Here is a 16,210-nt window from a genome sequence, read left to right as displayed (position 1 = left end):
CGCGCGACGGGCGGCGGTACGGCGGCAGCCGGCGGTGCGCGCGCCGGCCGGAGCACGTCCCGGTCGGTCCGGTCGTCGCAGGTCATCTCGTCGCCGGAGGATCGTCCGGAGCGGCCGGGCCGGAGCCTGGTCACCACCAACCACGACGTGATCCGGCGCTGGGCGCAGGAGCGTGGCGCCACCCCGGCGACGATCAGCGGCACCGAGCGGGAGGGCCGGGCCGGCGTGCTCACCTTCAACATGCCCGGTTACCGCGAGAGCAGCCGGATCCGGGAGATCCCGTGGGACGAGTGGTTCGGGACCTTCGACCAGCGGAAGCTGAACCTCATCTACCAGGAGCAGCTGCGCAACGGCCGGCAGAGCAACTTCTTCCGCACCGAGTCACCCGACCGGGAGGACGCCTGAGTGTTTGCGGGAATGGTCGACGGGTAAGCGCTGTTGGCCACAGACGAGCCCGACATACGGCGACAGAGGTGCCGGACCACCGGTTGCTGTGACCGGCGAGACACCCGGCCAGGTTGAATCCGTAATCCCGGGCGAACTAACTTTATTGCACCGCGTCACGCTCGGAACCGTTCGGGGGAGCGGGGGATCGATCAGATCCGTGCACGAGCGGGGTGCGGGGGACGGGTGGACCAACACCGTTGGGGGACGGTGGCCCACCTGTTTGGACCGGCGGCGCGAGCGGGCGACGCTTACGGGGGTGAGTGCCGCCCGCCGCCGCCGGTCATACGGTGCGGACGCCCGTCACGACCTGGGTCGTGGCGGGCGTTTCGCATGTCCGGCCGGCGTCAGTTCTCGCCGGCCAGGGCGGGCTCCCGGATGTCCGTCGTGGCTCGGCGCAGCGCGGCCACGCGGCGCTCGCGGGCGGGACCGGTGACCAGGTGGCCGACGGCGGCGAGGAACCCCAGCCCGCCGACGATGAGCCAGTGCCGCTCGCCGAGGTACTGGAGGCTGACGCCGCCCAGGGTGGGCGCCACGAACGACGCCACCGGGAAGGCGAGGTAGAAGACCGACTGGTAGCGGGCACGCAGCTCCGGCGGTGCCAGGTCGGCGTTGATCTGCGCGTTGGGCGGCGCGGCGAGCATCTGACCGACCGTCCAGACCACCGCCGCGGCGAGGTAGACCGCCAGCGCGTCGGCGAACGCCAGGGCGGTGAAGCCGACGCCGAGCAGCGCCGTGGAGACGGCCAGCACCCGGTCCCGGCGGTGCCCGTCGATCAGCCGGGGCACGAAGAGCTGCCCGAGCACGATCAGCACGCCGCCGAGCGCCACCACGGCGCCGTACGCCGACGGACGCAACCCGTCGTCCCGCATCGCCAGCGGCATGATCGTGGACGTCTGGAGGGTCAGGACCGCCAGCACGAGGGTCAGCCCGACGAAGGCCAGGAAGGTGCGGTCGGTCAACGCGGTGCGCAGCCCCGGCGGCCGGACACCGTCCGCCGTCCGGACCCGTACCGTGCGTCGGGCGCTGATCCTCAGGCGGCCACGGCCACCGGACAGCGTCTCCGGCACCTTGAGAGCGATCACCACGGCGGCGGCCAGCGTCGCCGCCGCGTCCACCAGGAACAGGGCCACGAAACTGGCCTCGGCCAACAGGCCGGCCAGCAGGGAGGCGACCGCCATGCCCAGGTTGAACGCCCAGAACTGGAGGTTGAAGGCGCGTGAGCGGCGTCGCTCGGGCACCACGTCGACGATCGCCGCGACGAAGGCGGGGCTCGGCATCGAGTGGGCCACCCCGACCAGGGCGGCGAGGACCGCGATCACCACCAGGTGCCGACTGAACGCGAGCGCGACCATCAACCCCGAGGCGACCAGGTGCGCGGCAAGCAGCGTGGCCCGCCGGCCCCACCGGTCGGCCAGCACGCCCCCGAGCAGCACCCCGGCCGCCCCGCCGATCCCGTACGCCCCGACCACCGTCCCGGCCAGCGACTCGGACGCCCCGCGTGCCTCGGTCAGGTAGAGCGACAGGAAGAGCAGGGCGAACGCGCCGGCCCGGTTGATCAGCAGCCCGGCCCAGAGGTACCAGAAGGTGGCGGGCAACCCGCCGGCGGTGTCGTCCCACCAGTGCCGCAGGCTCCGCACCCGTCCCCCAGACAGTTCAGTTTCCTAACCGATCGATTCCCGACGGTAGGAAGCCCAACCCTCCGAGCGCCAGGGTGTCCCGCGTCACCACACGGGTCCCGGGCTCACTGACCGATCGTGGCGGGGGAGGGGCGGGTGGCCGGCAGGGGCTCGGCCGGTGCGGTGGCCGCCGCCTCGGCGGCCTCCGGTGCCGGCGGGTCGAGGGCGACCGCCGGGACGAGGGGCGTGGTGGCCGTACGCAGGGCGGTGGCCCGTCGTTCGCGGGCCGGCCCGGAGACCAGGTGCGCCACCGCCACCAGGCCGCCGACCGCCGCGCAGCCCAGCCAGAGCGTGGCGTTGCCGCTCTGTTCGCGCACCAGGCCGCCGAGGACCGGCGCCGTGGCGCCGGCGACCTGCCAGGACAGCGAGAAGGTGCCCTGGTAGCGACCGCGCAGCGCGGCGGGGGACAACTCGGCGATGAGGGTCGCGTTGGAGGGCGAGTTGAGCATCTCGCCCAGGGTCCAGATCAGCACCGTCACGCCGTAGAACCAGGCGGTCTCGGCGAAGGCGGTGAGGCCGAAGCCGACGCCCATGACGACCGCGGCCAGGGCGAGCACGTGCGACCGGCTCCGGCCGCGGATGAGCCGGGGTACGAAGAGCTGGCCGGCCACGATCAGGATGCCGTTGAGGGCGATGACCGAGCCGTAGGTGGCGGGGGAGAGCCCGGACTCGCCCATCGCGATCGGCAGCATCGAGATGTGCTGGAGGAACACCAGCGCGGAGAACAGGTTGAGCACGACGAAGCCCAGGAACACCCGGTCGGCCAGGATCGTGCGCAGGGCACCGGCGGGCGCCGGGCCGCCCTTGCGGGCGGCGGTGGTGCTGGCCCGGCGGGTCTCGCCGACCCGGAAGAAGATGATCAGCGCGGTGGCCAGCGTGGTGGCCGCGTCGACCGCGAAGAGCAGCAGGTAGCCGACCTCGGCGGCCAGGCCGGCCAGGATGGCCGCGCAGGCGAACCCGAGGTTGATCGCCCAGTAGTTCAGCGAGAACGCGCGCAGCCGGTCCTTCTCCGGGACGACATCGATCATCATGGCGCCGAACGCCGGCCGCGCGGCCTCGGCGAACGTGCCGAGCAGGAACGCGCCGAGCGCCACCGCCCAGAGCGGCCGGGCGAAGCCGAGGGCGAGCATCATGGTGGCCGCGCCGAGGTGGGCGGTGAGCAGGGTCGGCCGCCGGCCCCACCGGTCGGTCAGGGTGCCGCCGACGGTGGTGCCGATGGCGCCGCCGACACCCCACAGGCCCAGCACCAGGCCGGCCTGGGTGGCGGAGAAGCCGCGCTCCAGGGTGAGGTAGATGGCGAGGAAGACCAGGACGAACGAGCCCAGGCGGTTGATCAGGGTGCCGGCCCAGAGATACCAGAAGGTTTTCGGTAACCCGCCGGTGGTGTCCTGGAACCAACCCCGCATCGTCCGCACGTCGGCGCCCCCGCTCCCCGTAATGACCGGCATGATCACAGCGCCTTACAACCTAGTGAACGACGGGAGTCGTGGTCACCGGATTTTCCACGTGGTGGTCGTCACCACCCTTCCCGCGTAGCCGGTGTCGGGTTGGGGCAGGATGATCGGCATGACTGCGAGCGAAGGGCCCACCGTCGGGACGCTGGTCCTGCTGCGGCACGGCGAGAGTGACTGGAACGCGAAGAACCTCTTCACCGGCTGGGTCGACGTCGACCTGACCGAGAAGGGCGAGAACGAGGCGCGGCGCGGCGGCGAGCTGCTCCGCGAGCACAGCCTGATGCCGGACGTCGTGCACACGAGCGTCATGCGGCGCGCGATCCGCACCGCCGAGCTGGCGCTGAACGCCGCCGACCGCCACTGGATCGCGGTGCGCCGGTCGTGGCGGCTCAACGAGCGGCACTACGGCGCGCTGCAGGGCAAGAACAAGAAGCAGACCCTGGAGGAGTACGGCGAGGAGCAGTTCATGCTCTGGCGCCGCTCGTACGACACCCCGCCGCCGCCGATCGACGACAACGACGAGTTCTCCCAGGTCGGCGACCCGCGGTACGCGCTGCTGCCGACCGAGCTGATGCCCCGGACCGAGTGTCTGAAGGACGTCGTCGAGCGGATGCTGCCGTACTGGTACGACTCGATCGTGCCGGACATCCTGGCCGGCCGGACCGTGCTGCTGGCCGCCCACGGCAACTCGCTGCGGGCGCTGGTCAAGCACCTGGACCAGATCAGCGACGAGGCGATCGCCAAGCTGAACATCCCGACCGGCATCCCGCTGCGCTACGACCTGGACCCGCAGCTGCGCCCGCTCACGCTGGGTGGCACCTACCTCGACCCGGCCGCCGCCAAGGCCGCCGCCGCCGCGGTGGCCAACCAGGGCCGCTGACGGACCGTCGGCGCCGCAGAACGTTAGGAAGGGCCCCCTTTTGTGCGCCAGGCGTTAACAGGGGGCCCTTCCTTTCACCTCAGCTGGCGGGGGCCTCGCCGGTGATCAGGTAGACGACGTGCTCGCCGGCGTTCACCGCGTGGTCGGCGAACCGCTCGTAGAAGCGGCCGAGCAGCGTGGCGTCGATCGCCGTCTCCACCCCGTACGGCCAGTCGTCGCCGAGCAGCACCCCGAACAGGCTCTTGTGCAGGTCGTCCATCGTGTCGTCGTCGCGGTCCAGCTCGGCGGCGAGGTCGGCGTCGGGCTTGGCCAGGACCGATGCGATCTTGCCGCCCATCCCGTCGGCGATGTTCGCCATGTCGGTGAAGATCGGCCGCAGCTCGGCCGGCACGGCCGGCGAGGGGTGCCGCCGCAGCGCGGTCTTCGCGACGTGGTCGGCCAGGTCGCCCATCCGCTCGAGGTCGGCGGCGACGTGCAGCGCGGTGATCATCGCGCGCAGGTCGGAGGCGACCGGGGCCTGGCGGGCGAGCAGGTCGCAGACCCGCTCCTCGACGTCCCGGTAGAGGCCGTCGATCTCGGCGTCCCGTTCGATGACCGACTCGGCCGCCTGCCGGTCGGCGGTGAGCAGGGCGCGGGTGGCGTTCCGCATCGCGGCCCGGACCCCCTCCGCCATGTCCACCAGCAGTTGGCTGACGATCTGCAGATCGGCCCGGAACTCGTCGCGCATGGTCACGTCCTGTGGTCGGTGGTCGCCGGCCGAGGTGGCCGACGGGTGGGAGCAGGTGCGCAGCCCACGGTAGGCCGGGCGGGCGGACCGGAGATTAACCACGGTGAACGACGCCGGACGTGACAGTGAACATTCCCGGAAGCGAGAGTGGTTCGTCCCATTCTGGGCGGTAGCCAGGTTAACAATGACCCTACGATCGCCGGGTGGACTGGGCGGTAGCGGTGGCGGTCGCGGTGGCCGTGGGTGTGGTGGCCGGGCTGGCGGCCGGGGTGCTGCTGTCCCGGTGGTTCCCGGCACTGCGTGGCCGCACCACCGGAACGGGGAGCCGCCGGTCCGGCTTCCCCTGGAACGCAGGGAGGCGCACGATCGCCGAGGATCCGCAGTCCGGGCTGGGTCGCCGGACGATCGACTCGCTCCGGGCGGGTGTCGTCGTGCTCGACCCCGACGACGTGCCTCTCGTGGTCAACCCGGCCGCACGGGCGATGGGACTGCTCCGCACCGGCGCGACACCGGGCTCGATGATCGCCCACCCGCTGATCCGTACGCTCGCCGGGCAGGTCCGCCGCACCGGGGTGCGCCGCGAGATCGAGCTGGACCTGCCGCGGGGCCGCGACAACGCCGGTGAGAACCCGCTCGGGGTGCACCTGCGGGCCATGGGGCTGGGGGGCGGCTACATCGCGGTGGAGGCGGCCGACGTGACCGAGTCGCACCGGCTGGCCCGGGTGCGGCGTGACTTCGTGGCCAACGTCAGCCACGAGCTGAAGACCCCGATCGGCGCTCTGCAACTGCTCGCCGAGGCGCTGCTGGACGCCACCGAGCCGGCCGGCGAGGGGCAGCCGGACCTCTCCGAGGACCTGGTCGCCGCCCGCCGTTTCGCCGAGCGGATCCAGCACGAGTCGACCCGGCTGGGGCGCTTGGTGCAGGAGTTGCTGGAGCTGACCCGGCTCCAGGGGGCCGAGCCGCAGCCCGCCCCGGAGCCGGTGGCGGTGGACTGGGTGCTCGCCGAGGTCGTCGACCGTACGCGCACCAACGCCAGCGCCCGCCGGATCGACGTGGTCGTCGACGTCGAGCGGGGGCTGACCGTTTACGGCAGCGACACCCAGCTCGCCACGGCGGTGGCGAACCTGGTCGAGAACGCCGTGAACTACTCGGGCGAGGACACCACGGTCCGGATCACCGCGCGAGCCGAGGGCGAGCACGTCACGATCGCCGTCACCGACCAGGGCATCGGCATCGCCCCGACCGACGTGGACCGGATCTTCGAGCGTTTCTACCGCGCCGACCAGGCACGGTCCCGGTCCACCGGCGGCACGGGCCTCGGCCTCGCCATCGTCAAGCACATCGCCAGCAACCATGGCGGAAGGGTCGAGGTGTCGAGCACTCTTGGTGGTGGGTCGACGTTCACCCTCCGGCTGCCCGCCCGTCCGCCGGACGACCTCCTGGCGACACTGCCCTCCGCTGGGATCGAGGCCGGTCCGGCCGAGCTCCGGCAGGTCTGACAGCAATCGAAAGGAAATCCCCGTTGAGCCGCGTTCTGGTGGTCGAGGACGAGGAGTCGTTCTCCGACGCCCTGTCGTACATGCTCCGCAAGGAGGGCTTCGAGGTGTCCGTCGCCGCGACGGGGCCCTCCGCTCTCACCGAGTTCGACCGGACCGGCGCCGACATCGTGCTGCTCGACCTGATGCTGCCCGAGATGTCGGGCACGGAGGTGTGCCGCCAGCTCCGGCAGCGCTCGCACGTGCCGATCATCATGGTCACCGCCCGGGACAGCGAGATCGACAAGGTGGTCGGTCTGGAGATCGGTGCCGACGACTACGTCACCAAGCCCTACTCGCCGCGTGAGCTGGTCGCCCGGATCCGGGCGGTGCTGCGTCGGCAGAGCGCCGAGGTGGCCGAGTCCGGTGCGCCGACCCTGGCCGCCGGGCCGGTGCGGATGGACATCGAGCGCCACGTGGTGACGGTGGACGGCGCCGCCGTCCAACTGCCGCTCAAGGAGTTCGAGCTGCTGGAGCTGCTGCTGCGCAACGCCGGCCGGGTGCTCACCCGGGGCCAGCTCATCGACCGGGTCTGGGGGGCCGACTACGTCGGCGACACCAAGACCCTGGACGTGCACGTCAAGCGGTTGCGCTCGAAGATCGAGCCGGAGCCGTCCGCGCCGCGCTTCATCGTCACCGTCCGGGGCCTGGGCTACAAGTTCGAGCCGTGACCTGACGTACGCGAGAGGGGTCCGCGCCGATCGCGCGGGCCCCTCTCGTCTCTGGTCGTGTCAGCGCACGATCTTGACGTTGAAGATGCCGGTGCCGAGGCGGCCGTAGAGGCGCAGCCAGATCGGCAGCAGCATCTCGGTGCCCCGGGCGGTCGAGATGTCGCCCAGGTCGATCACGTCGGTGTGCCCGAAGCTGGTGAGCAGTTCGGTCACCGTCTTCTTGGCGCTCTCGTCGTCGCCGGAGACGAACACGGTGTGGTCGCCGTCGGCGAGCTGGCGGGGGTGGACCATCAGGTCGGCGGTCAGGGTGTTGAGCGCCTTGACCACCTTGAGCCGCGGGAACGCGCGCTGGATCCGCTCGCCGAGGGAGTCGGTGTTGAGCACCGACAGGGTGGGCGGGAAGCCTGCGGAGAAGTCGAGCGGGTTGGCGATGTCCAGCAGGACCTTGCCGGCCAGGTTGTCCTCGCCGGCTGCGGTCAGGGCGGGCAGGGAGCCGTCGCCGGTGGTGGCGTTGACCACCAGGTCGGCGTCCGCGGTGGCGTCGGCGTACGTGGCCAGGCCGACCTCCGGGTGCGGGGCCGCCCATGCGGCGTGGTCGCCGCCCCGGTCGCGGGTCGCCGCCACGTCGCGGGTGCCGATGGTGACCTGGTGGCCGAGTTCGGCCGCGCGGGTGGCGATCGCCCGACCCACCATGCCGGTGCCGAGTACTGCGATGCGCATGTCTCTTCCGTTCGTCCGGTGTTCGCGCGAGCCGCCGCGCGCCGATGCAGCGAGACTAACAGACAGGTCTGTCTACTGGACAGACCCGTCTGTAGGATGGGGCTCATGTCCGCGCCCGCGCACCGCGTCCCCGCCGGCTCCGCCCGGGAGCGCATCCTCGACACCGCCTTCCGGCTCTTCTACGCGTACGGGCCACGTGGGGTCGGGGTCGACACGGTGATCGCGGAGTCCGGCGTCGCCAAGGCCACCCTCTACAAGCACTTTCCCCGCAAGGACGACCTGGTGCTGGCGTACCTCGACAAGGTCGACCAGGCGTGGTTCGGCGCGCTGCGCGCGGCTGCCCGGGACGCCGGCGACGACCCGCGCGACCAGCTCGTCGGGATGTTCGACGCGCTGGTCGGTGCCTGCCGGCGGGAGGGCTACCACGGGTGCGCGTTCATCAACACCGCTGCGGAGTCCCCGGCCGGCAGCGAGGTGCACGCCCGGACGGTCGAGCACAAGACGGTGGTCCGCGCGTGGGTGACCGACCTGGCCCGCCGGGCCGGGGCGCCCGAGCCGGAGCTGCTCGCCCGTCAGCTCACCCTGCTGCTCGACGGCGGCCTGGCCGGCGGCGTGCTGGACGGCGATCCGGTGATCGCGGAGGCCGCCCGGCGCAGTGCCCGCGCCCTGGTCGACGCCGCCCTGGCCTGACCGGCCCCTCCCTGCCGTGGTTCGAGCGGTCGCCCGCCGCCCGGTGTGGTCGATCAATGCGGCCCGGCTGGTCACTGAAAGTAGTCAGCGGCCTCTCGCGACTGGTTTGACGCTCCGTGACCTGCCCTGCGGCGACACACGAATCGCCTCCGGCCCTTTGCTCTGCTTACCTATACGCACCATCGAGCTGAACAGGTATTTCGTTCAGTAGCAAGGTCGGCATCGGCGACGCGGTCCTCACGAAGAGTGCCTGGCGCGTACAGGTATGCAGAGCAAAGTGGCCGGCGGGGCCGTGGCGCGCTCGCGGCGGCGTCACTCCTCGTGACGGTTGATCAGAGAGATCCGGCGACCACGATCCAGCCGCTCCGCTCGTTGCAGGTCAGGCGGGATCGGCGGGGTGCGGGGCGACCTGGCCCTGCCGCAGTCGCGCACCGCACAGCTCGGCCAGCTTCGCGTACGCGGGTGCGCCGATCAGCGCGGTCAGCTCGGGGCCGTAGGAGACGTACATCGGGTCGGCGCCGACGTGCGCGTCGGTCGACGAGGTGCACCACCAGTGCAGGTCGTGCCCACCGGCGCCCCAGCCCCGACGGTCGAACTCACCCAGCGTGGACACCAGCACCTTCGTGTTGTCCGGCCGCTTGACCCACTCCTGGTCCCGGCGGACAGGCAACTGCCAGCAGACGTCCGGCTTGTACTCCAGCGGGTGCACCCCGTCGCGCAGCGCCTGCGCGTGCAGGGCGCAGCCGGCCCCGGCCGGGAAGTCGGCGTCGTTGAGGAAGACGCACGGGCCGTCGTCGGCCTGCGTGGCCGTGCGCCGGGCCGACGTCTTGCCGTCGAGCGTGTCCTCCTCGGTCCAGTTCTTGAAGCCCCGGCGGTGGTGCTGCCAGGTGGCCGGGGTCAGGCGCCGCACCGCGGAGCGGACCCGCTTCTCGTCGTCGGCGTCCGTGAAGAACGCGCCGTGCGAACAGCAGCCGTCCTGGGCGCGCCCCTCGACGATGCCGTGGCAGCCCCGGGCGAAGATGCACGTCCAGCGGGACAGCAACCAGGTGAGGTCGGCCCGGACCACGTGCGTCTCGTCGGCCGGGTCCGCGAACTCGATCCACTCCCGGGGAAAGTCCAGCGCAACCTCGCGACTGCGCGGGTCCGCCGGGTCGTCCACGAGCACACGAAGTTCGATCTGCCCTGTCACCCGGCCAGCGTACGCGCGGAGTCCCTCGCGGGCTGACGAGCCGACGAAACGTGTTGGCCCTAGTGTCTTCTGCATGCGACTGGGAGTCCTCGACGTCGGGTCCAACACGGTGCACCTGCTGGTGGTCGACGCCCACCGGGGCGCGCACCCCTGGCCGGCGCACTCGGAGAAGGTGGTGTTGCGCCTCGCCGAGCAGATCGGCCCGGACGGCGCGCTCACCGAGGCGGGCGCCGACGGCCTGGTCAAGGCGGTCGGCATGGCCAGGGCGGCGGCCACCGGCCTGGAGGCGGACGATCTGATCGCGTTCGCGACGTCCGCCGTGCGCGACGCCACCAACGCGGGCGAGGTGCTCGCGCGGGTGCGGGAGGAATCCGGCGTACGCCTGGAGGTCCTCTCCGGCTCGGACGAGGCGCGGATGACCTTCCTCGCGGTGCGGCGGTGGTTCGGCTGGTCCGCGGGGCGGTTGCTGGTGCTCGACATCGGCGGCGGCTCGTTGGAGCTGGCTGCCGGGATCGACGAGAACCCGGACGTCGCGGCGTCGCTGCCGCTCGGCGCCGGCCGCCTGACCCGGGACCGGCTCCGGGTCACTCCGGACACCACGACGCCGCCGTCGGCCCGGGCGGTGGAGGAGTTGCGCGAGTACGTGGACGACCTGCTCGACCCGGTCGTCACGAAGCTGACCGAGGTGGGCTGGGAGCGGCCGGTCGCCACCTCCAAGACGTTCCGCACGCTGGCCCGGCTGGCCGGCGCGGCACCGTCGAGCGCCGGGCTCTGGGCCCGACGGCAGCTGACCCGCGCCGGGCTGCGGCAGGTGCTCGGCTTCATCCGGCACATCCCTCCGGCGCAGCTGGTCGAGTTGGAGGGCGTCAGCGTGGGCCGCGCCCACCAGGTGCTCGCCGGCGCGGTCGTCGCCGAGGCGGTGATGCGCCGCCTCGACATCGACGCCGTCGACATCTGCCCCTGGGCGCTGCGGGAGGGCGTGATCCTGAGCCGGCTGGACCAGCTCGCCCCGGTGTGACCTGACGCGCGGTGTGGGTGCTTTGCGGGTACTCGTCCTGATGCCTCCGCGCGGCGCCCGCTACCCTCGAGAGTGTGACTTCCCGCGTCCCGGTGCTCCTGTCCACGTCCTCGGTCTTTCCCGAACGGACCGCGGCGGCGTTCCAGATGGCCGCGGCCCTCGGCTACGACGGCGTCGAGGTGATGGTCTGGACCGACGCCGTCAGCCAGGACATCGGGGCGCTCCGTGGCCTCGCCGAGCACTACGGCGTGCCGGTGCTCTCCGTTCACGCCCCCTGCCTGCTGGTCACCCAGCGGGTCTGGAGCCCCGACCCGTGGGAACGGCTGCGTCGCTCGGCCGAGATGGCCGAGACGCTGGGCGCGCCGACCGTCGTGGTGCACCCACCCTTCACCTGGCAGCGGGACTACGCGCGCACCTTCTCCGAAGGGCTGGCAGAGGTCGAGGAGCGCTTCGACGGGCTGCGCTTCCCGGTGGAGAACATGTACCCGGTACGGATGGCCGGCCGGCAGTTCGTGCCGTACGTCCCCGGCTGGGATCCGACCGGGACCGGGTACGCCTCGTACACGCTGGATCTCTCGCACTGTGCGGCGTCCCACACCGACTCGCTCGTCATGGCCGACCGCATGGGCACCGGCCTCGCGCACGTGCACCTCGGCGACGGCACCGGGGAGGGGCGCGACGAGCATCTGGTGCCGGGGCGGGGCAACCAGCCCTGCGCCGAGGTGCTCCGCTCACTGGCCGGGCGCGGCTTCACCGGCTCGGTCGCCGTGGAGGTCTCCACCCGGGGCGCCAAGAGCCGGGCGGTCCGTGAGGCGGACCTGCGGGAGGCCTTGGAGTTCGCCCGTCAGCACCTCGGCACCCCGTCCCCGGTCGACGCCTGACCGGCGCCGGATCCGCCGCACCCGGTCGACGCCGTCGGAGCCGACCGGGTCGGACGGGCGTCAGCTGACCGGGCTGAGAGACTCCGCCGGAGCGGCCTGCTCGCCGACGGCCGCACGCTTGCGGGCGCGGTGGGCGGCCACGTGCGAGCGGGTGGCGCAGCGCTCCGAGCAGAACCGGCGGCAGCAGTTCGACGAGGTGTCCAGGTAGACGTTGCCGCAGCGCTCGTCGGCGCAGACGCCGAACCGGGCGCTGCCGTACTCGCAGAGCCAGACCGACAGGCCCCAGACGGCGCCGGCCAGGTACTCCGCGCTCACCGACGCGCCCCGGCTGGTCACGTGCATGTGCCAGTCGCTGGAGTCGTGCCCGGAGATGCGCGGCTGCACCGGGAACGCCTCCAGCAGCGCGTTGAGCTCGGTCACCGCCTGGCCGTCCCGCCCGGACGTGCCGTACTCGAAGACGTCGCGCAGGCGCTTCTGCGCCCGCCGGAAGATCGCCAGGTCCCGCTCCGACACCTCGTCCCGCATCCACTCGCTGGCGTCCGGGAAGAGGGCCCGCAGGTCGTCGAGGTCGTCCAGGCGGGCATTGACGAGGTCAACGCCGGTCCGGGCGTACGCGTCGAAGTTCACGCCCCCAACGGTAGACGACTCACGGCGTGCGCGGCGCGTCGATGTAGTGCGGCAGGAACCGCGCGTAGCCGTCGGTGATCAGGCTCTCGCTCTCCCGCACCCCGGCGCCCGCCGACTCACCGTCGACGATCCAGCTGCCCAGCACCATGCGGCTGCCGGCGAACTCGGGCAGCGCCCGGAACTCCTGGTAGCACCAGCCCTCGTCGCCGTAGATCCCCGGGTTGGTGATCTCCGTCCCGCCGGTGACGATCCGCACCGACCCGCCCTCCCGGCCCAGCAGCGGCTTGGCCACGTACTCGGACATGCCCCGGGGCGAGTCCAGGTACGCCGGCAGCAGCAACTCGTGCCCCGGATACAGCTCCCACAGCACCGCGAGCAGCGCCTTGTTGGACAGCAGCAGTTTCCACGCCGGCTCGATCCAGGTGGTCGGGGTGCCCGGGTCCAGCGCCGGCCGCCCGTACGGCTCGGCGACCATCCACTCCCAGGGGTAGAGCTTGAAGCAGGTGGTGACCGGGGCGTCCGCCGCGTCGACGAACCGCCGGCCGTCCCAGCCGATCTCCTGGATCGGCAGCAGCTCCACGTCCAGCCCGGCCTGGCGGGCGGTCTCGGCCAGGTAGCCGGCGGTCATGTGGTCCTCGCCCGACTCCTCCTCGCTCGACCAGACCACGTGCACCCGCCGGTCGTGCAGGCCGGCCCCGATCTTGGCCCAGGCGCCCACGAGGCGCTCGTGGATGCTGTTCCACTGGTCCGACTCGGAGCGGGTGTCCTCCAGCCAGTACCACTGCACGATGCTCGCCTCGACCAGCGCGGTCGGGGTGTCGGCGTTGTACTCCAGCATCTTCGGCGGCCAGGTGCCGTCGTACCAGAGGTCGAACCGGCCGTAGAGGGTCGGCGGTGCCTCCCGCAGCGACCGGGCGACCGCCTCGGCGGCCCAGGCCGGGATGCCGAACTCCGCGTACCGGTCACGGGCCACCACGTGCTCGGCGGCGGCCACCGACATCCGGTGCAGCTCCTCGGTGGCCTCCTCGAGCCGGAGCACCTCGTCCAGGTCGAACGCGTACGCCGCGGTCTCGTCCCAGTACGACATGATCCCGCCGTCGGGCAGCTCGGTGTCCACGTACACCAGGCCCTGCGAGCGGATCGTGGCGTCCCAGTCCGGGCGGGGGGTGGTGGTCTCCCGGCGCACCTCAGCCGCCGCAGGCGGCGAGGTGGGTGCCGAAGCCGCCGCGATCCGGCAGCGCCGCCTCGGCGGACCGGTCGTCGGCGCCGACTCCCACGGCGGCCGGGACGGGCTCGCGCAGCGCGAGGGCGACGGTGCCGCCACCCCCCACCGGCCCGAGCGCGCAGTCGTCATCGTCGTCGTCGGAGGTCATGTTGCAGCCGGAGAGGGCCAGCGCCAGCGCGGTGAGGGCGCCGAGCTGAACGGAGGCCGACCGGAGCCGGCGGTGGGGGTGTGCGGTCACGACTCGGTTGTAACCGATGAACGCCATTCCCGCGTCCCCCACCCGTGCAGGGAAGGGCCCCTTCTTATCGTCTGGAGTGGTGAAAGGGTCCCCTGCTAACACCTGGGGCGAGGCGTCGCCCGGACCCGGCCGCCGCCCGGCGGAGCGCTCGGGGAGGGCGTTACGCTCAGTTCATGCTCCGTTCCGTCATCCTCGCCGCCTCCCGGTCATCCCAGGTCGAGCGGCTCGTCGCGACGGCCCCGTTCACCCGGGACGTCGTCCGCCGGTTCGTCGCCGGCGCCAAGACCGACGACGCGTTGCGCGCGACCCGCGAACTCGTCGACGACGGTCTCGCGGTCACCCTCGACAACCTCGGCGAGGACACCGTCACCCCCGACCAGGCCAACGCCATCCGGGACGAGTACCTGAGGCTGCTGACCGTGCTCTCCGGTGCCGGGCTGGCCCCGGCCGCCGAGGTCAGCGTGAAGCTGTCCGCACTCGGGCAGGCGTTCGACGAGCAGCTCGCGTACGACAACGCGCGGGCGATCTGCGCGGCGGCCGACGAGGCGGGCACCACGGTCACCCTGGACATGGAGGACCACACCACCACCGACTCGACCCTCGACATCCTGGCCAAGCTGCGCAAGGACTTCCCGTCGACCGGTGCCGTGCTCCAGGCGTACCTGCGGCGCACCGAGTCGGACTGCCGCGAGCTGGCGACGGCCGGGTCCCGGGTGCGGCTGTGCAAGGGCGCGTACAAGGAGCCCGAGTCCGTGGCGTACCAGTCCGCCCGCGAGGTGGACAAGTCGTACGTCCGCTGCCTGAACATCCTGATGTCCGGCGAGGGCTACCCGATGCTGGCCACCCACGACCCGCGCCTGATCGCCATCGGCGAGGACCGGGCCCGCTGGTTCGACCGCGGGCCGGACAGCTTCGAGTTCCAGATGCTGTACGGCATCCGGCCCGAGGAGCAGGCCCGCCTGGTCGGCGAGGGCTACACCGTGCGCACCTACGTCCCGTACGGCGACGAGTGGTACGGCTACCTCATGCGCCGCCTCGCCGAGCGCCCCGCCAACCTGGCCTTCTTCGGCCGGGCCCTGATCTCCAAGAAGTAGCCACCACCTCGGACGGCCGGACGGGCCGGCGGTGACTCTGCCTGTCGCCGCCGGCCCGTCCGTCGTCTCCGTAGCCTTGACGGATTTGGCTAATGGCATTAGCTTTGAAGCTATGACGATTAGCTTTGTGGGGCGGGACGGCGGACGGATCGCGTACGAGGTGCACGGGCAGGGCCCGCTGGTGGTCCTGTCGCACGGCATGGGGGAGAACCGGGGCTCGTTCCGGCACCTCGTTCCCCTGCTGGCGAAGGCCGGCTACCGGGTCGCCTCGGTGGACGTCCGGGGGCACGGCGAGTCGAGCGCCGGTTGGCCGTCGTACGCCCCGGCGGAGGTCGGTGCGGACCTGCTCGCCGTGGTCCGCGACCTCGGCGGCGGGCCGGCCACCCTGGTCGGCAGCTCGTCGAGCGCTGCGGCCGTGGTCTTCGCCGCTGCCGCCGCGCCCGACCTGATTGCCGGGATCGTGCAGGTCGGCGCGTTCGTCGGGCAGGCGAAGCCGAACCCGGCGATCCGTCTCGCCCAGTTCGCGGTGCTGCGCAGCCCCCGGCTGTTCGGGATGTTCCACCGCTCGCTGTTCCCGGGCCCCCGGCCGGCCGACGACGTCGCGTACCGGAAGGCGATGGTCGCCAACCTGCGCGAACCCGGCCGGATGGCCGCGACCCGGGGCGTCATCGCGCCGGTCGAACCACACTGGACCGCGCGGGCCCGCGAGGTGCGGCAGCCGGTGCTGGTGCTGATGGGCGCGAAGGACCCGGACTTCCCCGACCCCGGCGCCGAGGCCCGCGCCGCGCGGCGCCTCTTCGCCACCGCCGAGGCCCGCATGATCGCCGACTCCGGTCACTACCCACACGCCGACCAGCCGGCCGCCACCGCCGCCGTGCTCGGGGAGTTCCTGGCGGTGACCGCCGGTGCCTAGGGCCGGCCTCACCCCGCAGACCGTGGTCCGTGCGGCGGCCGACCTCGCCGACGAGGTCGGCCTCGACCGGCTCACCCTCGCCGCCGTGGCCGCCCGGCTCGGCGTCGCGCTGCCCAGCCTCTACAAGCACGTGCGCGGCGCGGACGCCCTCCACCATCGTCGCCACGGCCTCCGGCGACTTCGCGTACTCCACCTCCAAGGAGGAGAGCCAGAAGGCGTCGAGCA

At 72.3% G+C, this 16,210-nt stretch carries 17 protein-coding genes and 1 pseudogene; 10 read left to right on the top strand and 8 right to left on the bottom strand.

What is annotated here, in order from left to right:
* A pseudogene (locus tag AB0I76_RS09025) lies at positions 1–405 on the top strand (hypothetical protein); the annotation flags it as partial.
* Between the two features lie 386 nt (positions 406–791).
* Here the strand turns inward: AB0I76_RS09025 and AB0I76_RS09020 are convergent.
* Positions 792–2,084 (bottom strand): MFS transporter, encoded by a 1,293-nt coding sequence (locus AB0I76_RS09020; RefSeq protein WP_357032062.1) that lies wholly within the window; start codon positions 2,082–2,084, stop codon positions 792–794.
* 104 nt (positions 2,085–2,188) lie between these two features.
* A complete protein-coding gene (locus AB0I76_RS09015) occupies positions 2,189–3,538 on the bottom strand; it encodes an MFS transporter (protein WP_357032059.1) in 1,350 nt (449 codons plus the stop codon).
* Positions 3,539–3,689: 151 nt separating this feature from the next.
* Here AB0I76_RS09015 and AB0I76_RS09010 point away from each other — a divergent pair, with 151 nt between their 5' ends.
* The gene (locus tag AB0I76_RS09010) at positions 3,690–4,457 is read left to right on the top strand and encodes a phosphoglyceromutase (protein ID WP_357032056.1); all 768 of its coding nucleotides are present in this window, start codon (positions 3,690–3,692) and stop codon (positions 4,455–4,457) included.
* Positions 4,458–4,536: 79 nt separating this feature from the next.
* Here AB0I76_RS09010 and phoU read toward each other — a convergent pair whose 3' ends face one another.
* The gene (gene phoU, locus AB0I76_RS09005; RefSeq protein ID WP_357032053.1) at positions 4,537–5,184 is read right to left on the bottom strand and encodes a phosphate signaling complex protein PhoU; all 648 of its coding nucleotides are present in this window, start codon (positions 5,182–5,184) and stop codon (positions 4,537–4,539) included.
* A gap of 203 nt (positions 5,185–5,387) precedes the next feature.
* On the opposite strand from phoU, the gene AB0I76_RS09000 reads away from it, so the two are divergent.
* Positions 5,388–6,683, top strand: coding sequence for an ATP-binding protein (locus AB0I76_RS09000; protein ID WP_357032050.1), 1,296 nt, complete (start codon positions 5,388–5,390; stop codon positions 6,681–6,683).
* Positions 6,684–6,706: 23 nt separating this feature from the next.
* Positions 6,707–7,390, top strand: coding sequence for a response regulator transcription factor (locus AB0I76_RS08995; RefSeq protein ID WP_357032047.1), 684 nt, complete (start codon positions 6,707–6,709; stop codon positions 7,388–7,390).
* A gap of 60 nt (positions 7,391–7,450) precedes the next feature.
* Here the strand turns inward: AB0I76_RS08995 and AB0I76_RS08990 are convergent, their stop codons facing one another.
* Complete coding sequence (locus AB0I76_RS08990) at positions 7,451–8,110, bottom strand: NAD(P)-binding domain-containing protein (protein ID WP_357032044.1); 660 nt, start codon at positions 8,108–8,110, stop codon at positions 7,451–7,453.
* Positions 8,111–8,215: 105 nt separating this feature from the next.
* Here AB0I76_RS08990 and AB0I76_RS08985 point away from each other — a divergent pair, with 105 nt between their 5' ends.
* Positions 8,216–8,800 carry a TetR/AcrR family transcriptional regulator gene (locus AB0I76_RS08985; protein ID WP_357032041.1) on the top strand — a complete coding sequence of 195 codons (585 nt, stop codon included), beginning with the start codon at positions 8,216–8,218 and terminating at the stop codon, positions 8,798–8,800.
* A gap of 379 nt (positions 8,801–9,179) precedes the next feature.
* Here the strand turns inward: AB0I76_RS08985 and AB0I76_RS08980 are convergent, their stop codons facing one another.
* Complete coding sequence (locus AB0I76_RS08980; RefSeq protein WP_357032038.1) at positions 9,180–9,989, bottom strand: hypothetical protein; 810 nt, start codon at positions 9,987–9,989, stop codon at positions 9,180–9,182.
* Between the two features lie 73 nt (positions 9,990–10,062).
* On the opposite strand from AB0I76_RS08980, the gene AB0I76_RS08975 reads away from it, so the two are divergent.
* Positions 10,063–11,007 (top strand): Ppx/GppA phosphatase family protein, encoded by a 945-nt coding sequence (locus tag AB0I76_RS08975; protein ID WP_357032035.1) that lies wholly within the window; start codon positions 10,063–10,065, stop codon positions 11,005–11,007.
* 74 nt (positions 11,008–11,081) lie between these two features.
* On the top strand, positions 11,082–11,888 hold the full coding sequence (locus AB0I76_RS08970; protein WP_357032032.1) for a sugar phosphate isomerase/epimerase: 807 nt from the start codon (positions 11,082–11,084) through the stop codon (positions 11,886–11,888).
* Positions 11,889–11,948: 60 nt separating this feature from the next.
* Here the strand turns inward: AB0I76_RS08970 and AB0I76_RS08965 are convergent, their stop codons facing one another.
* From AB0I76_RS08965 to AB0I76_RS08955, 3 genes are read right to left on the bottom strand one after another with little or no spacing between them, the layout of a single operon-like run.
* Entirely contained in the window at positions 11,949–12,515 is a 567-nt protein-coding gene (locus AB0I76_RS08965) for a CGNR zinc finger domain-containing protein (protein WP_357032029.1), read from the bottom strand.
* Between the two features lie 19 nt (positions 12,516–12,534).
* Positions 12,535–13,701, bottom strand: a complete 1,167-nt coding sequence (locus AB0I76_RS08960) for a glutathionylspermidine synthase family protein (protein ID WP_357032027.1) — start codon at positions 13,699–13,701, stop codon at positions 12,535–12,537.
* Position 13,702: 1 nt separating this feature from the next.
* Positions 13,703–13,978 (bottom strand): hypothetical protein, encoded by a 276-nt coding sequence (locus tag AB0I76_RS08955; protein WP_357032024.1) that lies wholly within the window; start codon positions 13,976–13,978, stop codon positions 13,703–13,705.
* Between the two features lie 173 nt (positions 13,979–14,151).
* Between AB0I76_RS08955 and AB0I76_RS08950 the strand changes: the two genes are divergently transcribed.
* The 3 genes from AB0I76_RS08950 to AB0I76_RS08940 form a co-directional block, all read left to right on the top strand.
* Complete coding sequence (locus AB0I76_RS08950) at positions 14,152–15,072, top strand: proline dehydrogenase family protein (protein ID WP_357032021.1); 921 nt, start codon at positions 14,152–14,154, stop codon at positions 15,070–15,072.
* A 112-nt stretch (positions 15,073–15,184) separates the two neighbouring features.
* On the top strand, positions 15,185–15,985 hold the full coding sequence (locus AB0I76_RS08945; protein ID WP_357032018.1) for an alpha/beta hydrolase: 801 nt from the start codon (positions 15,185–15,187) through the stop codon (positions 15,983–15,985).
* On the top strand, positions 15,978–16,210 hold a 233-nt coding region (locus AB0I76_RS08940; protein ID WP_357032015.1), incomplete at its 3' end, for a TetR family transcriptional regulator. The genes AB0I76_RS08945 and AB0I76_RS08940, both read left to right, overlap by 8 nt.

It is taken from the genome of Micromonospora sp. NPDC049799 (genome assembly GCF_040656655.1).
Classification (GTDB): domain Bacteria; phylum Actinomycetota; class Actinomycetes; order Mycobacteriales; family Micromonosporaceae; genus Micromonospora.
Note: the sequence above shows the minus strand (reverse complement) of the source record. Positions and strands in the feature narration are given on the sequence as shown.

Coding starts and splice junctions, on each gene's coding strand:
- AB0I76_RS09010 (WP_357032056.1), top strand. CDS start 3,690: ATGACTGCGAGCGAAGGGCCCACCGTCGGGACGCTGGTCCTGCTGCGG.
- phoU (WP_357032053.1), bottom strand. CDS start 5,184: ATGCGCGACGAGTTCCGGGCCGATCTGCAGATCGTCAGCCAACTGCTG.
- AB0I76_RS08990 (WP_357032044.1), bottom strand. CDS start 8,110: ATGCGCATCGCAGTACTCGGCACCGGCATGGTGGGTCGGGCGATCGCC.
- AB0I76_RS08985 (WP_357032041.1), top strand. CDS start 8,216: ATGTCCGCGCCCGCGCACCGCGTCCCCGCCGGCTCCGCCCGGGAGCGC.
- AB0I76_RS08975 (WP_357032035.1), top strand. CDS start 10,063: ATGCGACTGGGAGTCCTCGACGTCGGGTCCAACACGGTGCACCTGCTG.
- AB0I76_RS08950 (WP_357032021.1), top strand. CDS start 14,152: ATGCTCCGTTCCGTCATCCTCGCCGCCTCCCGGTCATCCCAGGTCGAG.
- AB0I76_RS08945 (WP_357032018.1), top strand. CDS start 15,185: ATGACGATTAGCTTTGTGGGGCGGGACGGCGGACGGATCGCGTACGAG.